The organism is Microbacterium sp. JZ101, assembly GCF_053903175.1.
On record NZ_CP096400.1, the window covers coordinates 3,305,634 to 3,318,826 of the forward strand.

Consider the following 13,193-nt stretch of genomic DNA (forward strand, 5'->3'; position numbering starts at 1 on the left):
GCGAGCGAGACACCCGGCGCACGCACCGCGAGCAGCGGCCACTCCCGCGCTCGCACCGCGAGCGCCACGGCGATCCCGGCGGATGACCGCGGGCGGCTACGCGCGGAGGCGGCGGCGCAGCGCGGCGACGGTCTCGGGAGTGCCGCCCGCCGCGAGGAACCACGCCTCGGCGCCGCCTCGCGAGGCGAGGTCGTCGAGGAACCCCTCCATCGCCGCCGCCGGCGCCGACAGGATCTCCTTCGGGATGTCGAGCGCGAGCTGCGCGCCGACGGTCCGCGCCGCGACCGTGCGCCGCGCGCGGGCGTGCACGTGCGGCATGTTCTCGGCCGTGCGGACGTAGTCCGCGACGATCTCGTCGTCCGGCACGCCGACGAGGGCGAGAGCGAGCGCGACGGTGACTCCCGTCCGGTCCTTCCCTGCCGTGCAGTGGACGAGCACGGGGCCATCCGCCCGGGCGATCTCCTCGATCGCGCGCACAAGGAGCACCGCGGCCTCGCCCTCTAGCATCGAGGCGTACATCCCGCCGAGCCCCGCGCGCAGGAACGCCGCGACGTCCTCCTCGTCGGCGTCCATGGTGGCGCGGCCGCCCAGAAGCGGCAGGTCCACGACCCGGCACACGCCGAGCAGCGGATGGTCCTCGCTCTTCTCGGCGTCGTCGCGGAGGTCGACGACGACGGTGGGCGGCCACTCCCCCACCTCGGGGGCGTCGTCGCCCGAGTGCGGGGCATCGCTGCGCAGGAGCACGCCCGGCCGTACGCGCGCGGTCGACGATGCGACGTCGCGGAGGTTCACCAGGCCTCGGGGGATCTCGCGGATGCTCATTCGTCCTCCTCGTGGGCGGCGTCGGCGGCCGGAGGGTCTGCGGCCATCCCCCGCCAGGCTACGCGGACAGCCTTCTCGCAGCGCGCGACGGCGGCGGGATCGTCGAAGTTCACGCCCCGCACGACGAACTGATAGTAGAAGACGCCGTTGATGAGGTCGATGCATGCGTCGATGTCGAGATCGTCGCGCAGCTCGCCCCGGCGGACGCCCTCCGCGAGGAGCGCGGCGACACCGCCGCGCCGTCGCGCGACGTGCGAGCGCCAGTACGCCTGCGCGAGCTTGCGGTCCGTCATCGCGAGCCGCAGGCGCAGCCGGAAGCGCTCCTCCGTGTAGCCCGGCCCCGCCGATCCGGTCGTGTACGCCGCGAGGAGCGCCGCGAGCAGGTCGTCGCCCAGCGGGATGCGCGGCGCCTCGCGCCCGACGTCGAGGGCCGCCGCGAGCAGATCGGTCATGCTCGGCCACCGCCGGTACAGCGCGGCGCGGCTGACGCCGCTCAGCTCGACGACCCTGCTGACGGTCACCTCCTCGCCGCGCTCGAGCAGCTCGACCGCGGCGGCGAGGATCCGCGCGTCGTGTCCCTCGGCACGCGGGCGTCCGGGCCGTCGAGCAGGCGTCGCGCCGCCCTCCGTCGCGATCCCGCTCCGCTCAGCACGACGAGCGGATGGCGCGGCGCCCGTCTGCACGGAGGCTGCGGTCGCGCTCATGCGGCGAGCGCGCGCTCGCGCAGGCGGCCGATGAGCGCGTCGGTGAGGCCGGCAGCGCGGAGCGGAGCGAGCGGATCCCCGTGGCGCGTCGCGAGCGCGCCGAGCAGGTCGCGCATGGGCGCCGGCGAGAACTCGGCGCGAGCGGCCGCGCGGGCCGCGTCATCGAGATCGAGCCCGTATCGCGCCATGAGCGGCTGCATGATCGGCGCGATCCGCCGCATGATCGCCGCGGCGTTCTCGCCCGTGCGGGCGTAGTCCGCGACGATGTCGTCCGGCTCGGCGCCGAGCGTCAGCAGGATGGCCGCCGCGAGCACCCCCGTGCGGTCCTGCCCGGCGGCGCAGTGGAACGCGACCGTTCCGGGGGTGTGCGCGATGATCGCGAGCGCGGTGACGATCTGCGCGGCGGCGCCCTCGAACATCCGCACGTACATGCTCGCGAACGACGACTGGTCGAGCTCGATGTCGTCGATGCCGTCGCCGATCGACGCGAGGAACGGCACGTGGTGGTAGGTCACGTCGGCGAGCGCTCCGAACGGCCCGCGGCCCGTGAGCGCCACCTCGTCGGACGAGCGCAGGTCGACCACCGCCCGCACGCCGGCGGCGACGAGGCGGGCGGCGTCCTCCTCGGTGACGATCGAGAGGTCGTCGGCGCGGATCGCGAAGCCCTCGCGCACCGCTCCCCCCGCGACGGGGATGCCGCCGAGGTCGCGGAGGTTGACGGGCGCGGAGAGCGCGATGGCGGGGGCGTCGACGACGGTCATGTGATCTTCCTTCGGATGACGGCGCTCGCCTGGTCGATGACGGTGACGAGCACGATGATGCAGATGACGATCGCGGAGAGGTGGCCGTAGTCGTACATCTTCATGGCGGTGGTGAGCTCGAGGCCGATGCCGCCCGCCCCGACCATGCCGAGGATCGTGGCGCCGCGGACGTTGCCCTCGAACAGGAGCAGCGTGTAGGACACGAGGAGCGGGGCCGCCTGCGGCAGGACGCCGTACTGCACGACCTGGCGCGGCGAGGCGCCGACCGCCTGCATCGCGGTGACCGGTCCGCGGTCGACCGACTCCATGGCCTCCGCGAACACCTTGCCGATCGACCCGATCGAGCCGATCGTCATCGCGAGGATGCCCGCGAAGGGGCCGAGGCCGACCGCCGAGACGAACATGAGCGCGAACACGAGGTCGGGCAGCGATCGGATGACGTTCATGATCCAGCGCGTGGGGTAGTACAGCCAGCGCGGGGCGATGTTCGATGCGGCGCCGAACGCGACGACGAGCGACAGCACGGCGCCGAGCACGGTCCCGACGATCGCCATCTGCAGGGTCTCCACGAGGAGCTCCGCGATCGTGCCGAACTTGTCCCACGTGGGCGGGAAGAGGCGAGAGAGGAAGGCGCCCATGTTGACGGCGCCCTCGCCGAGCTTGCCGACGTCGAAGCCCGCGCCCGTGAACGACCACACGAGGAGGAGCGCCGCGACGGGCAGCCCGAGCAGGAACCGGGCGCGCGGCACGCGGAAGGCCCGCTCCATCCGCTCCCGGTCCCGCGGGTTCAGCTGCGGGCTCCGCGGGGCGCGGTCGCTGGCGGTCCTCGCGGAGCCCGAGGCCCGCGCCGTGCGCTCAGGCGATGCCGTCGACATCCCGCTCCTCCTCGTCGTGCGCGTAGATCGGCTCGAGCGCGGTCGCGTCGAGCTGGGCGGTCGGCGCCGACACGAGCATCTCGCCGTGCCGGAGTCCGACGATGCGGTCGGAGTGCGCGAGCGCGAGCGGCATGACGTGCAGGCTCACGAGCACGGGGATGCCGTCCTCGCGGGCGATCTCATGCAGCAGTTCGAGCACCTGGTGCGACATGCGCGGGTCGAGGGATGCCACCGGCTCGTCGGCGAGGATGACCTTGGGCGCCTGCATGAGGGCGCGCGCGATCGCGACCCGCTGCTGCTGGCCGCCCGAGAGCGATCGCGCCTCGTCCTGCGCCTTGTGCGCGATGCCGACGCGGTCGAGCAGCTCGAGCGCGCGACGCCGGTGCGCGCTCGAGAAGCCGCCCACGAGGTTGAGCGGCCCGGCGTCGTGGAGCGCGCCGGTCAGCACGTTCGTGAGCACGCTGAGCCGGCCGACGAGGTTGAACTGCTGGAACACCTGGCCGACGGACGCGCGCACCTGCCGCAGCTGTCCGCGACGCAGGTTCGCCATGTCGTACCCGCCGACGCGCACCGCGCCATCCGTGATGGGCGCGAAGCCCGTGAGGCTCTTCATGAGCGTCGACTTCCCCGAGCCCGACGAGCCGAGCAGCGCGACCATCTCGCCGGGGAAGAGGTCGAGGTCGACGCCGTCGAGAACCAGCGGGCCGTCTCCGTAGGCGACCTTCAGCCCGCGCACCGAGACGAGCGGCAGCCGCTGGCGCAGCTCGGCCGTGGTCGGCTCGACGGCCGTGTCCGCGCGGCTCATCCGAGGTCCGAGATGTCGACGTCGGCGATCGCGGCGATGTCCACGAACGGCTCGAAGAGCTCGTCCTCGGGCTCGAGGATCGGCTCGGTGCCCTGCATCGCCTCGAACATCGCGCCGAGGGCCTCGGCGTTCTCCTCGACGAAGACCTTCGGAAGCGCCTCGAGCAGGAGCTCCCGCTTGTCGTCGGCGATGCCCTGGTCGGCGAGCACGGTCACCGCGACGGGCATCGAGTCGCTCTCGCCGATCGAGCGCGTCTCGCCCTCGGCGAACGGGAACATGTCGGTCCCCGTCATCGTGGGGAAGATCGTCGACGTGCACGCCACGTCGACCTGGCCCTCCTTGAGGGCGATGAAGCTCATGTCGTGGCCGCCCGAGAACATCGCCGTGTAGTCGGCGTCCTTCTCGAGGCCGGCGGCGTCGAGCATCGCGACGGGCATGAAGTACCCCGAGCTCGATGCGGGGTCGGCGAACGCGACGACCGTCTCGGGCGTGATGTCCTCGAGCGACTGGAGGGGCGAGTCGTCGAGCACGAGGCACGTCGACACGGGCTCGTCGCTGCCCGGCCACGCGACGAGCGCGTCGACCTCGCCCGTGTTGACCGCGAGCGCCGACGGGAAGCCGCTCATGAACCCGATGTCGACGTGGTGGTTGCGGATCGCCTCGACGACGGCCGTGTAGTCGGGCACGTCGACGATCTCGACCGCGCGGCCGGTCTCCTCCTCGACGAGACCGGCGAACGCCTCGATGGGGTTCTCGGCAGTCGGGTCGTCGCCGAGGGGCGTCGTGGCGAAGGTGATGGGCGCGTCGGACGCGGCGGCCGCGGCATCGTCGGCTGACGAGCTCGAGCAGGCGGAGAGGGCGACGGCTCCGAGGGCGAGGAGGCCGAGGGCGGGGAGGGCGCGGGCGCGCATGTCGGGTGTCCTTTCGGGAGGAGATATCGCGACGGGCGATATCGAAAGGCAACCCGGTCGAGGTGACGCCGAATTACGAGACCGCCGTACCCGGAAGGGAATCCGAGGTGAACATCCCGTGACGGCGCGCCCGCCCCCTCACACCCCGTCGCGCTCGCTCGCGAGCCGCTGCGAGATCCACACGGGGATGAACGACAGCACGATGATGACCGTCGCGACGACGTTGACCACGCTCGCCTCGTTCGGCCGGGCCATCTGGTTCATGATCCACAGGGGCAGGGTGTCGACGCCCGCGGGCGCCGTGAAGATCGTCACGACGACCTCGTCGAAGCTGAGCGCGAAGGCGAGGATGCCGCCCGCGGCGAACGCGCTGCGGAACTGCGGGAACGTGACCATGCGGAACGTCTGCCACGGCGTCGCACCGAGGTCGGCGGAGGCCTCCTCGACGTTGGGGCTCAGCCTCCGCAGCCGCGCGAGCACGTTGTTGAACACCATGACGATGCAGAAGGTGCCGTGCGCGATGATCATGCCGAAGTAGCCGACGTGGATGCCGATCGGCTCGAGCAGCTGGTTGTAGGTGTTGTTGAGCGCGACACCCGTGACGACGCCGGGAAGCGCGATCGGCAGCACGACGAGCAGGTTCACGGCCTGCTTGCCGAAGAAGGCGTGGCGCTGCAGCGCGAAGGCGACGAGGGTCCCCAGCACGAGGGCGATCGCGGTCGCGCCGAGCCCGACCGCGACCGAGTTGCCCACAGCGGCGCGCACCGGCTCGCTCGCGAGCGCGGCTCCCCACCACTGCAGCGAGAAGCCGCGGATGGGCCAGCTCGCGATGCGCGCCTCGTTGAACGAGTTGAGCACGACGAGCAGGAGCGGCACGTACATGAACGCGAGGACGACCGCGACGATGGCGCCGAGCGCGATCCGCGCGCCGAGGGAGAGTCTGAGCATGACGGCCTCACATCCGCTGCAGCGCGCCGGTGCGCTGCACGCTGATCAGGTAGATGACGACGAAGGCGATCGGCACGACCGAGAAGGCCGCCGCGATCGGGGGGTTGAGGTTGATGTTCGAGGCGATGACGCTGCCGATCATCTGCGTGGACCCGCCGACGAACTTGGCCGCGATGTAGTCGCCGAGGCTCAGCGAGAACGTGAAGATCGAGCCGGCGATGATCGCGGGCTTCACGAGCGGGATCACGACCGTGCGGATGGTGCGGCCCGCGCCCGCGCCGAGGTCGGCGGACGCGTCGAAGAGATTCGGAGGCAGCTGGCGGATGGCCGTGTAGACGGGCACGGCCATGTACGGCAGCCACAGGTAGGTGAGCGTGAGCACGACCGTGATCACGCTGAACCCGGGCCCCGTGATCCCGAGCGGCGCCATCACGGCGTTGAAGAAGCCGTCCTCCGTGAACGTGATGCGCATCGCGAGGATCTTCACGAGGTAGCCCGCCCACAGCGGGAGCGTGATCGCGACCGCGAGCACGGCGCGCAGCCACGTCGGCGCGATCTTCGCCATGAAGATGCCCAGCGGCACCGAGATGAGGATGCAGAGCACGGTGACTGCGAGGGCGATCGCGAGGGTGCGCAGCGCGGTCGAGAGGTAGGCGGGATTCGCGACGAGCTGCTCGAAGTTGCGCAGGGTGAACCCGGGCTCGACCTTCGAGGTGAAGGGGTCGGTCACCCAGAACGCCGTCACGAGCAGCATGACGAGCGAGAAGATGTAGATGCCGATGAGCCAGGCCATCGGGAGCGCGAGCAGGCCCGCGAGCTGGAGTCGCCGTTTCATGGTCGTCCTGTCGTGAAGAGGAGACGGCGGGGCGGCTGGGGTCCGCCCCGCCGGGCTGGTCAGCTCTTGACGGAGAGCCAGGCGTCCGTCCACTGCTGGAAGTTGGTGCACGTCACATCCGTGCGGCCGTCGACGCACTGCTCGATCGGCGTGGTCCAGAACCACACCTTGTCGAAGTACTCCTCGTCGGTCGCGTGGTAGTACTCGCAGTGCTCCTTCGCCTCGTCGCTCGTCTCGCAGAAGGCGGCGTTGGCGGGGGCCATGCCGAAGTTCATCGCGATCGCGCCGTTCACCTCGGGCGACGAGGTGTAATCCATCCACGCGTAGGCGCAGCTGGGGTTCTCGGCCTCGGCCGCGAGCATCCAGGCGTCCGACCATCCGGTCGAGCCCTCCTCGGGCAGCACGCTCTTGAACTTCTCGTCCTCGGTGAGCTTGCGCAGCACCTCCCACGACGTGCCGAGCACGGTCGTGCCGCCGACGAAGGAGGTGATCTGCGCGGCCGGATCGGCCCAGTACTCCGACACGATCTCGTTCTGCTGCTGGAGCAGCTCGATCGCGGCGTCCAGCTGGGTCTGGTCGAGCGCGTACGGGTTGGTGATGCCGAGCTCGGGCTCGTGCGCCATGAGGTACACCGCCGCGTCGGCGATGTAGATGGGCGCGTCGTACGCGATCACCTTGCCGGCGTAGGGGCTGTCGGCCTCCCAGGCGACGTCCCAGCTCGTGGGCTCCTCGGTGACGACCTCGCTGTTGTACTGCAGGATGTTCGCACCGCGCCCGATCGGCACGCCGTACGACTTCCCGTTGATGGTGTCGTAGACCTGCCCCTTCATGCCCTCGACGATGTCGTCTCCGAAGTTCGGGATGAGATCGAGGTTGAGGGGCGCCACGTCGCCGCCGGCGATGAGGCGCAGGCTCGCGTCGCCCGACGCCGACACGAGGTCGTAGTCGCCGGTGCGCATGAGCTGGACCATCTCATCGCTCGTACCCGCCACGCGGCGGTTCACGACGCAGCCGGTCTCCTCCGTGAACGCGTCGCTCCATGCGGGCTCGACGAACCCGCTCCACGCGACGATGTTCACCTCGCCCTCGTAGTCGCCGAGCTCCTCCTGCATCGGCACATCGGGGACGTCGATCTGGAGCCCGCCGGCGGCCTCCTCGCCGCCCGCGGCCTCCGACGTGCTGCTGCAGCCGGTCACGGCCAGCAGCGAGACGGCGACGAGCGCCGCTCCGGTCATCATCCTGGATCGCATGTGATCGCTCCTCGTTCGGTTCTTCTGTGATGGGTGGATGGCGGATGGCCGCGGTCAGGGAAGACGCGCGGCGTGGTCGGCGAGCCAGCCGACGCGCACGGCAGCGCCGCGCTCAACGGCCTCGGCCGCGGACGGATGGTGGGCGTTGGGGCGCTCGGCGATGAGCTGCAGGCCGCCGTCGACATCGACGAGGTACCGGGTCGACGGCCCCGTGTAGACGACCTCCGCCACGACGCCCGCGACCGTCACCTCGCCGGGGCGCGCGTGCTCGTCCGGCCCGAGCACCCGCACGCGCTCGGGCCGGATGCTGAGCGCCTCGCGGCGACCGGCGATGCGCTCGGCCGCGTCTGCGGGCAGCAGATTCGAGAGGCCGAGGAACCGCGCGACGAACTCGGTCTGCGGGTACTCGTACACCTCGCGCGGCGTGCCGATCTGCTCGATCCGACCGCCGTTGAAGACCGCCACGCGGTCGCTCAGGGTGAGCGCCTCCTCCTGGTCGTGCGTCACGAAGATGAACGTGATGCCGACCTCGCGCTGGATCTGCTTGAGCTCGATCTGCATCTGCTCGCGCAGCTGCTTGTCGAGCGCGCCGAGCGGCTCGTCGAGCAGGAGCACCTGCGGGCGCAGGATGAGCGCACGGGCGAGGGCGATGCGCTGACGCTGGCCGCCCGACAGCTGGTGCGGGAGGCGCTGCGCGACGTGGGCCAGCCGGACCTGCTCGAGTGCGGAGCCCACCCGCTCGCGGCGCGCGGCCCTCCCCTCGCCCCGCACTCGCAGGCCGTACCCCACGTTCTCCTCGATCGTGAGATGGGGGAACAGGGCGTAGTCCTGGAAGACCGTGTTGACCTGCCGTCGGTGCGGCGGCACCCGGGTCACGTCGACGCCGTACAGCGAGATGGCGCCCGACGTCGCGTCCTCGAAGCCGGCGATCATGCGCAGGACGGTCGTCTTGCCGGAGCCGGACGGCCCGAGCATCGAGAGGAACTCGCCCGGGCGGACGTCGAGGTCGAGATCCTTCACGGCGTCGAACTCGCCGAACGTCTTCGTGACACCGCGGAGCGAGACAGCACCCACGTGCGGGTCGCCGGACTGCGGGCGGGCGGGTGCGGCAGCGGGCGATGGGCTCATCGCTCCTCCTCGGATCATCGTCGAACACGGAAGCTGAGGTTTAACATATGAACCCATAGTTCATATTTCAAGTCTCGAAGGCATAACGTTGGGACGACCGCTCTCGAGGAAGGACCGCTCATGGCCGCACAGGCGCCGCCGCACGCCGTCGCCTCCTCGGGCCCGCGCCGCCTTCAGGGCGCGCTGTTCCAGCCGATCGGCGACGAGGGGCGCGCGGCGCTCGTCGAGCGGCGCCTCGATGAGGCGATCACCGGCGGGCACCTGCGCGCGGGCGAGCGACTGCCGAGCGAGACCGATCTCGCGAAGAGCTTCGGGGTCGCGCCGGTCACCGTCCGCGAAGCGCTCCTCTCGCTGCGCTCGCGCGGCCTCGTCGTGACGCGGCGCGGCCGCGGCGGCGGCAGCTTCGTCGCGGAGGATGCCGACCCGCTCGCCCACGCGCGCGACGCCGTCCGTCGCGCGACGCGGACCGCGCTGCGCGACATGGGCGTCCACTACGCCGCGATCACGGGCGCTGCCGTCCGTCTCGCCGCACGGCGCGCCGACCCCAGCGAGGCGCGCCTCGTCGCGCGCCACCTCGAGCGGCTCGATCCGGCCGACATCGAGGCCTGGCGCCGCATCCTCGACGACGCTCAGCTCGAGCTGGTCGCGCTCAGCCAGTCGGCGCGGCTGACCCGCGTGCAGATGCAGCTGCAGGCCGAGCTCTCCCCGTACCTGCGGCTCATCGACGCCGACGCGTCCGCGCGCGATGCCTACCGCGCCGGCCTCGAGCGCGTCGTCGCGGCGATCGAGGCCGGCGACGACGTCGGCGCCGGCCGCGAGGTCGAGGAGATGACGGCGGCCGTGATCGACACCCTCATCGAGCTGCGCTCGCGACCCGCCGCGAGCGCAGACGACGTCCCGTGAACCTCAAGGAGGAGGTCAGCATGCACCAGGACACCGACACCGCCGTCGACCGTGCCGCGTCGATCGTCGAGAGCTACTTCCGCGCGCCTGTGGACAGCCTCGTCGAGACCGCCGCCGCCGTCTCGCGGGATCTCGACGCCGTGCGCGCGGCAGCGCCGCTCACGGTGTCCGAGCTCGACGCGCTGGTCCAGCCGCACGCGATGACGCTGCTGGCACTGCCCGACCTCGCGGTGTACGGCGCGGGCTACGTCGCGGCGATCGACCTGCTCGACGACGCACGCAGCCACCTCGCCTGGTGGCAGGGCAGCGACCGGTCGCGCCTCGTGCTCGCGGCGCAGTCGCTCGGCAAGGAGCGCATCGACTACAGCGAGATGGAGTGGTTCCGCGTACCGCACGCGACGGGCCGCCCGCACGTCGCCGGCCCCTACGTCGACTACCTCTGCAGCGACGAGTACACGGTCACCATCGCGGCGCCCGTCGCCTCCCGCGGCGCGTTCGCCGGCGTGGCCGCGCTCGACCTCCTCGTCGACTCGATCGAGCGCGACCTCACGCCGCGACTCGAGGAGGTCGGGCTCCCGGTGACCCTCGTGAACGGCGTCGGCCGGGTCGTCGTGTCGACCGACCATCGCTCGGGGGCCGGCGACTCGGTGCGCGGGAGCCGTCTCGCGACGCTGCCTCGCGTCTCCTGCGGCGAGGTCGCGCTCGACGTCATCGTGGGGTGATCCGCGCGCTCTTGTAGCGTGAAGGCCATGTCCGGAACGACGCAGCAGAGCGTGCCGTTCGACGCGCGCCCCCTCACCGAGCCCGTCGACCGCGCTGACGTGAAGCGGTTCTCCGACGAGCTCTCGCGACGCTTCCCGAGCGGCACCGGAGCCGGCGCGGTCGTCGCGGTGATCGTGATCGTCTTCGTCGGCGTCATGATCCTCGGGTTCGGCGGCCTCATCCTGTCGATCCTGCTCATGGTCGCGGACGCCGACGGCGCCTCGGGCGCCGGATTCTGGGTCTCGCTCGGCATCGCGGCCCTCGTCATCGGCGCGGTCGTCTGGGGCGTCCGGGCGTTCCAGGGGCAGCGCCGCGAGCGCCAGTACCGGCTCGACCGCTTCGCGCGCGCGAACGGCATGAGCTACCTCCCGTCACTCGGCGACCCCGCCCTCCCCGGCATGATCTTCGGGCTCGGTCGCGCCCGCCGCTCGAACGACCTCGTGCGCGGTGAGGCGCCGCGGTTCGCGGAGTTCGCGAACTACCAGTACACGACCGGATCGGGGAAGAACCAGACCACGCATCGCTGGGGCTACGTGGCCATCCGACTCGACGCACCGCTGCCCCACATCGTGCTCGATGCCGTGGGCAACAACACGATCTTCGGCTCGAACCTCCCGGTCGGCTTCGACAAGGACCAGCGGCTGTCCCTCGAGGGCGACTTCGACCGGCACTTCGCGCTCTACTGCCCGCAGGGCTACGAGGCCGACGCGCTCTACCTCTTCACGCCCGACATCATGGCGCGCTTCCTCGACCACGCCGGGCAGCTCGACGTCGAGATCGTCGACGACTGGCTGTTCCTCTACACGCGGCGCGAGGTCTCGACGCTCGATCCCGCGACCTGGGCGTGGCTCTTCTCGGTCGTCGCCGCCCTCATCCACAAGCTCGATCAGTGGGGGCGCTGGCGTGACGAGCGGCTCGCAGCGGGCACGGGGGTGCCGCGTCCGATCGCCTCGGGGCACCACGAGGCGCCCGCCTTCTCGGCGGCCGCGCCCCTCACGCCTCCGCCGCGCGGAGTGGCCGAGCCGGGCCGGCGCCTCAAGCGCCGGTTCTCGTGGTTCGGCATCGTCATCATCGCCTTCGTGATCCTGCAGTTCGTGCTGCAGGTGATGGGCGTGCTCGACTGAGCCGATCGGCCGCGCCGATCGCGACGCGGCGCCCGCTCTCGCGATACCAGCGGGCGCAGAGGAGCACGACGAGCCCGAGCTCGACGACCCCGCCCGCGTAGTGCATCGTGAGCGCGCCGAGCCGCTCGTCGGCGACGGAGGTCGCACCCGGGGGATGCGCGTAGAGGAGCTTCGCGAGAACCGCGTGCGATGCCATCGCGAGGACGAGCACGATCGCGCGCGTCGTCCATCGGCTCGGGTGCGGGTTCGGGTCGACGCCGACCAGCGCGGCCGTGAAGAGATAGCCGGCCGCGACGGTGTGCGCGTGCACGACGAGGTGCACGAACGGGCTCGCCTGCATCGCCTCGTGCAGCGGCGTGAGGTGGATGAGCCACAGGCCGCCCGAGGAGAGGAGCGCCGCGGTCACGGGGTGCGCGAGCACGCGCACGGGCGCGCTGCGCAGCAGGCGCGACAGCCGCCGCGCCGGCGTGACGGGGAGCGTGCGGAGAGCGAGGGTGACGGGTGCGGCGAGCACGAGCAGGATCGGCGCCAGCATGCCGCCAACGACATGGCCCCACGCGTGTCCGACGAAGCTGCCGTGAACCGTCGAGGCGAGCGGCTCGACGACCGGCGCGGTCGCGGCCGCGATGCCGACGCACCAGAGGACCATCCGGTGCACGGGCCACGGCCGCCCGCCGCGCCGCGAGGCGATCGCTCCTGCCGCATACGACGCGACCGCGAGCGCAGCCAGTGCGAGGACGACGACGTCGAGCGGGACTCCCGCCCCGTGGGCGTGCGCGTGGCCGCCGGACATCGGCGTCATCGCTCGACGTGGGCCCACGCGGCGGCCGGGCGCGTGCGGACGACGAGGACGAGGCCCGCCGCGAGCAGCAGGACGGCGATCGCGTTCCAGACGATGTCGTAGGGCAGGACATCGTCCACGTACCGGATCTGGTGGAGCCCGAGCACCTTGTGCTGGATCGTGCCGTCGTACAGCTGGAAGGCGCCGGCGCCCAGCAGTGCTCCGCCGACCCAGCGCGGCGTCCAGAGCGCCCCGCGCCGCGCGACATCCGCGAGGAGGAACAGCCCGGCCACGGTGCCGAACCAGCTGAAGGCGTGGAAGAGCCCGTCCGACACGAGACCGGCCGCGGGCGTGCCGCGGTCGTAGAAGTGGTGCCAGTGCAGGATCTGGTGGAACACGGCCTCGTCGACGAAGGCGACAAGGCCCATGCCGAAGAGCGCACCGGCCCACGCGGTGCGCGTCGCGTACGTGCCGCGCGCGGCCCACAGGGTCCGGGGGTCAGGAGATCCGGCCATGGTCCGACGCTCTCGCGTGCGCCGTCGCCATCCAAGCCATGGACATCCGCCGACCCGTCGTGCTACGCG

General features: G+C 71.6%; 15 protein-coding genes. 3 read left to right on the plus strand and 12 right to left on the minus strand.

Features of this window, described 5'->3' with window-relative positions:
• Nucleotides 1-96: 96 nt before the first annotated feature.
• The 10 genes from M1D56_RS15240 to M1D56_RS15285 form a co-directional block, all read right to left on the minus strand.
• Entirely contained in the window at nt 97-822 is a 726-nt protein-coding gene (locus M1D56_RS15240) for a tyrosine-protein phosphatase (protein ID WP_456284092.1), read from the minus strand.
• The gene (locus M1D56_RS15245) at nt 819-1,526 is read right to left on the minus strand and encodes a TetR/AcrR family transcriptional regulator (protein ID WP_456284093.1); all 708 of its coding nucleotides are present in this window, start codon (nt 1,524-1,526) and stop codon (nt 819-821) included. Before M1D56_RS15245 ends, M1D56_RS15240 begins: the two co-directional genes overlap by 4 nt.
• On the minus strand, nt 1,523-2,287 hold the full coding sequence (locus M1D56_RS15250) for a tyrosine-protein phosphatase (RefSeq protein WP_456284094.1): 765 nt from the start codon (nt 2,285-2,287) through the stop codon (nt 1,523-1,525). Before M1D56_RS15250 ends, M1D56_RS15245 begins: the two co-directional genes overlap by 4 nt.
• Nucleotides 2,284-3,162 (minus strand): phosphonate ABC transporter, permease protein PhnE, encoded by an 879-nt coding sequence (gene phnE, locus M1D56_RS15255; RefSeq protein ID WP_456284095.1) that lies wholly within the window; start codon nt 3,160-3,162, stop codon nt 2,284-2,286. The genes M1D56_RS15250 and phnE overlap by 4 nt, the downstream gene beginning before the upstream one ends.
• The gene (phnC, locus tag M1D56_RS15260) at nt 3,143-3,967 is read right to left on the minus strand and encodes a phosphonate ABC transporter ATP-binding protein (RefSeq protein ID WP_456284096.1); all 825 of its coding nucleotides are present in this window, start codon (nt 3,965-3,967) and stop codon (nt 3,143-3,145) included. Before phnC ends, phnE begins: the two co-directional genes overlap by 20 nt.
• A complete protein-coding gene (phnD, locus tag M1D56_RS15265; RefSeq protein WP_456284097.1) occupies nt 3,964-4,878 on the minus strand; it encodes a phosphate/phosphite/phosphonate ABC transporter substrate-binding protein in 915 nt (304 codons plus the stop codon). The genes phnC and phnD overlap by 4 nt, the downstream gene beginning before the upstream one ends.
• A 138-nt stretch (nt 4,879-5,016) precedes the next feature.
• Nucleotides 5,017-5,826 carry an ABC transporter permease gene (locus tag M1D56_RS15270; protein WP_456284098.1) on the minus strand — a complete coding sequence of 270 codons (810 nt, stop codon included), beginning with the start codon at nt 5,824-5,826 and terminating at the stop codon, nt 5,017-5,019.
• Nucleotides 5,827-5,833: 7 nt separating this feature from the next.
• Nucleotides 5,834-6,661 (minus strand): ABC transporter permease, encoded by an 828-nt coding sequence (locus M1D56_RS15275; RefSeq protein WP_271174100.1) that lies wholly within the window; start codon nt 6,659-6,661, stop codon nt 5,834-5,836.
• A gap of 59 nt (nt 6,662-6,720) precedes the next feature.
• Nucleotides 6,721-7,911, minus strand: coding sequence for an extracellular solute-binding protein (locus M1D56_RS15280; protein WP_456284099.1), 1,191 nt, complete (start codon nt 7,909-7,911; stop codon nt 6,721-6,723).
• Between the two features lie 54 nt (nt 7,912-7,965).
• Entirely contained in the window at nt 7,966-9,039 is a 1,074-nt protein-coding gene (locus tag M1D56_RS15285; protein WP_456284100.1) for an ABC transporter ATP-binding protein, read from the minus strand.
• Nucleotides 9,040-9,159: 120 nt separating this feature from the next.
• Here M1D56_RS15285 and M1D56_RS15290 point away from each other — a divergent pair, with 120 nt between their 5' ends.
• From M1D56_RS15290 to M1D56_RS15300, 3 genes are read left to right on the plus strand one after another with little or no spacing between them, the layout of a single operon-like run.
• On the plus strand, nt 9,160-9,942 hold the full coding sequence (locus M1D56_RS15290) for a FadR/GntR family transcriptional regulator (RefSeq protein ID WP_324013550.1): 783 nt from the start codon (nt 9,160-9,162) through the stop codon (nt 9,940-9,942).
• A gap of 20 nt (nt 9,943-9,962) precedes the next feature.
• Nucleotides 9,963-10,664 carry a cache domain-containing protein gene (locus tag M1D56_RS15295; RefSeq protein WP_421075906.1) on the plus strand — a complete coding sequence of 234 codons (702 nt, stop codon included), beginning with the start codon at nt 9,963-9,965 and terminating at the stop codon, nt 10,662-10,664.
• Between the two features lie 27 nt (nt 10,665-10,691).
• Nucleotides 10,692-11,828: a hypothetical protein gene (locus M1D56_RS15300; protein ID WP_456284101.1), complete on the plus strand. Its 1,137-nt coding sequence runs from the start codon at nt 10,692-10,694 to the stop codon at nt 11,826-11,828.
• Here M1D56_RS15300 and M1D56_RS15305 read toward each other — a convergent pair.
• Together M1D56_RS15305 and M1D56_RS15310 are read right to left on the minus strand one after the other, a co-directional pair.
• Nucleotides 11,773-12,630: a cytochrome c oxidase assembly protein gene (locus M1D56_RS15305; RefSeq protein WP_456284102.1), complete on the minus strand. Its 858-nt coding sequence runs from the start codon at nt 12,628-12,630 to the stop codon at nt 11,773-11,775. The two genes, M1D56_RS15300 and M1D56_RS15305, sit on opposite strands and share 56 nt — an antisense overlap.
• On the minus strand, nt 12,627-13,124 hold the full coding sequence (locus M1D56_RS15310) for a DUF2243 domain-containing protein (protein ID WP_282979878.1): 498 nt from the start codon (nt 13,122-13,124) through the stop codon (nt 12,627-12,629). Before M1D56_RS15310 ends, M1D56_RS15305 begins: the two co-directional genes overlap by 4 nt.
• Nucleotides 13,125-13,193 lie beyond the last annotated feature (69 nt).

Coding starts and splice junctions, on each gene's coding strand:
- M1D56_RS15300 (WP_456284101.1), top strand. CDS start 10,692: ATGTCCGGAACGACGCAGCAGAGCGTGCCGTTCGACGCGCGCCCCCTC.
- phnD (WP_456284097.1), bottom strand. CDS start 4,878: ATGCGCGCCCGCGCCCTCCCCGCCCTCGGCCTCCTCGCCCTCGGAGCC.
- M1D56_RS15305 (WP_456284102.1), bottom strand. CDS start 12,630: ATGACGCCGATGTCCGGCGGCCACGCGCACGCCCACGGGGCGGGAGTC.
- M1D56_RS15310 (WP_282979878.1), bottom strand. CDS start 13,124: ATGGCCGGATCTCCTGACCCCCGGACCCTGTGGGCCGCGCGCGGCACG.
- M1D56_RS15290 (WP_324013550.1), top strand. CDS start 9,160: ATGGCCGCACAGGCGCCGCCGCACGCCGTCGCCTCCTCGGGCCCGCGC.
- M1D56_RS15295 (WP_421075906.1), top strand. CDS start 9,963: ATGCACCAGGACACCGACACCGCCGTCGACCGTGCCGCGTCGATCGTC.
- M1D56_RS15250 (WP_456284094.1), bottom strand. CDS start 2,287: ATGACCGTCGTCGACGCCCCCGCCATCGCGCTCTCCGCGCCCGTCAAC.
- M1D56_RS15240 (WP_456284092.1), bottom strand. CDS start 822: ATGAGCATCCGCGAGATCCCCCGAGGCCTGGTGAACCTCCGCGACGTC.
- M1D56_RS15270 (WP_456284098.1), bottom strand. CDS start 5,826: ATGCTCAGACTCTCCCTCGGCGCGCGGATCGCGCTCGGCGCCATCGTC.
- M1D56_RS15285 (WP_456284100.1), bottom strand. CDS start 9,039: ATGAGCCCATCGCCCGCTGCCGCACCCGCCCGCCCGCAGTCCGGCGAC.
- phnC (WP_456284096.1), bottom strand. CDS start 3,967: ATGAGCCGCGCGGACACGGCCGTCGAGCCGACCACGGCCGAGCTGCGC.
- M1D56_RS15275 (WP_271174100.1), bottom strand. CDS start 6,661: ATGAAACGGCGACTCCAGCTCGCGGGCCTGCTCGCGCTCCCGATGGCC.
- M1D56_RS15280 (WP_456284099.1), bottom strand. CDS start 7,911: ATGCGATCCAGGATGATGACCGGAGCGGCGCTCGTCGCCGTCTCGCTG.
- M1D56_RS15245 (WP_456284093.1), bottom strand. CDS start 1,526: ATGAGCGCGACCGCAGCCTCCGTGCAGACGGGCGCCGCGCCATCCGCT.
- phnE (WP_456284095.1), bottom strand. CDS start 3,162: ATGTCGACGGCATCGCCTGAGCGCACGGCGCGGGCCTCGGGCTCCGCG.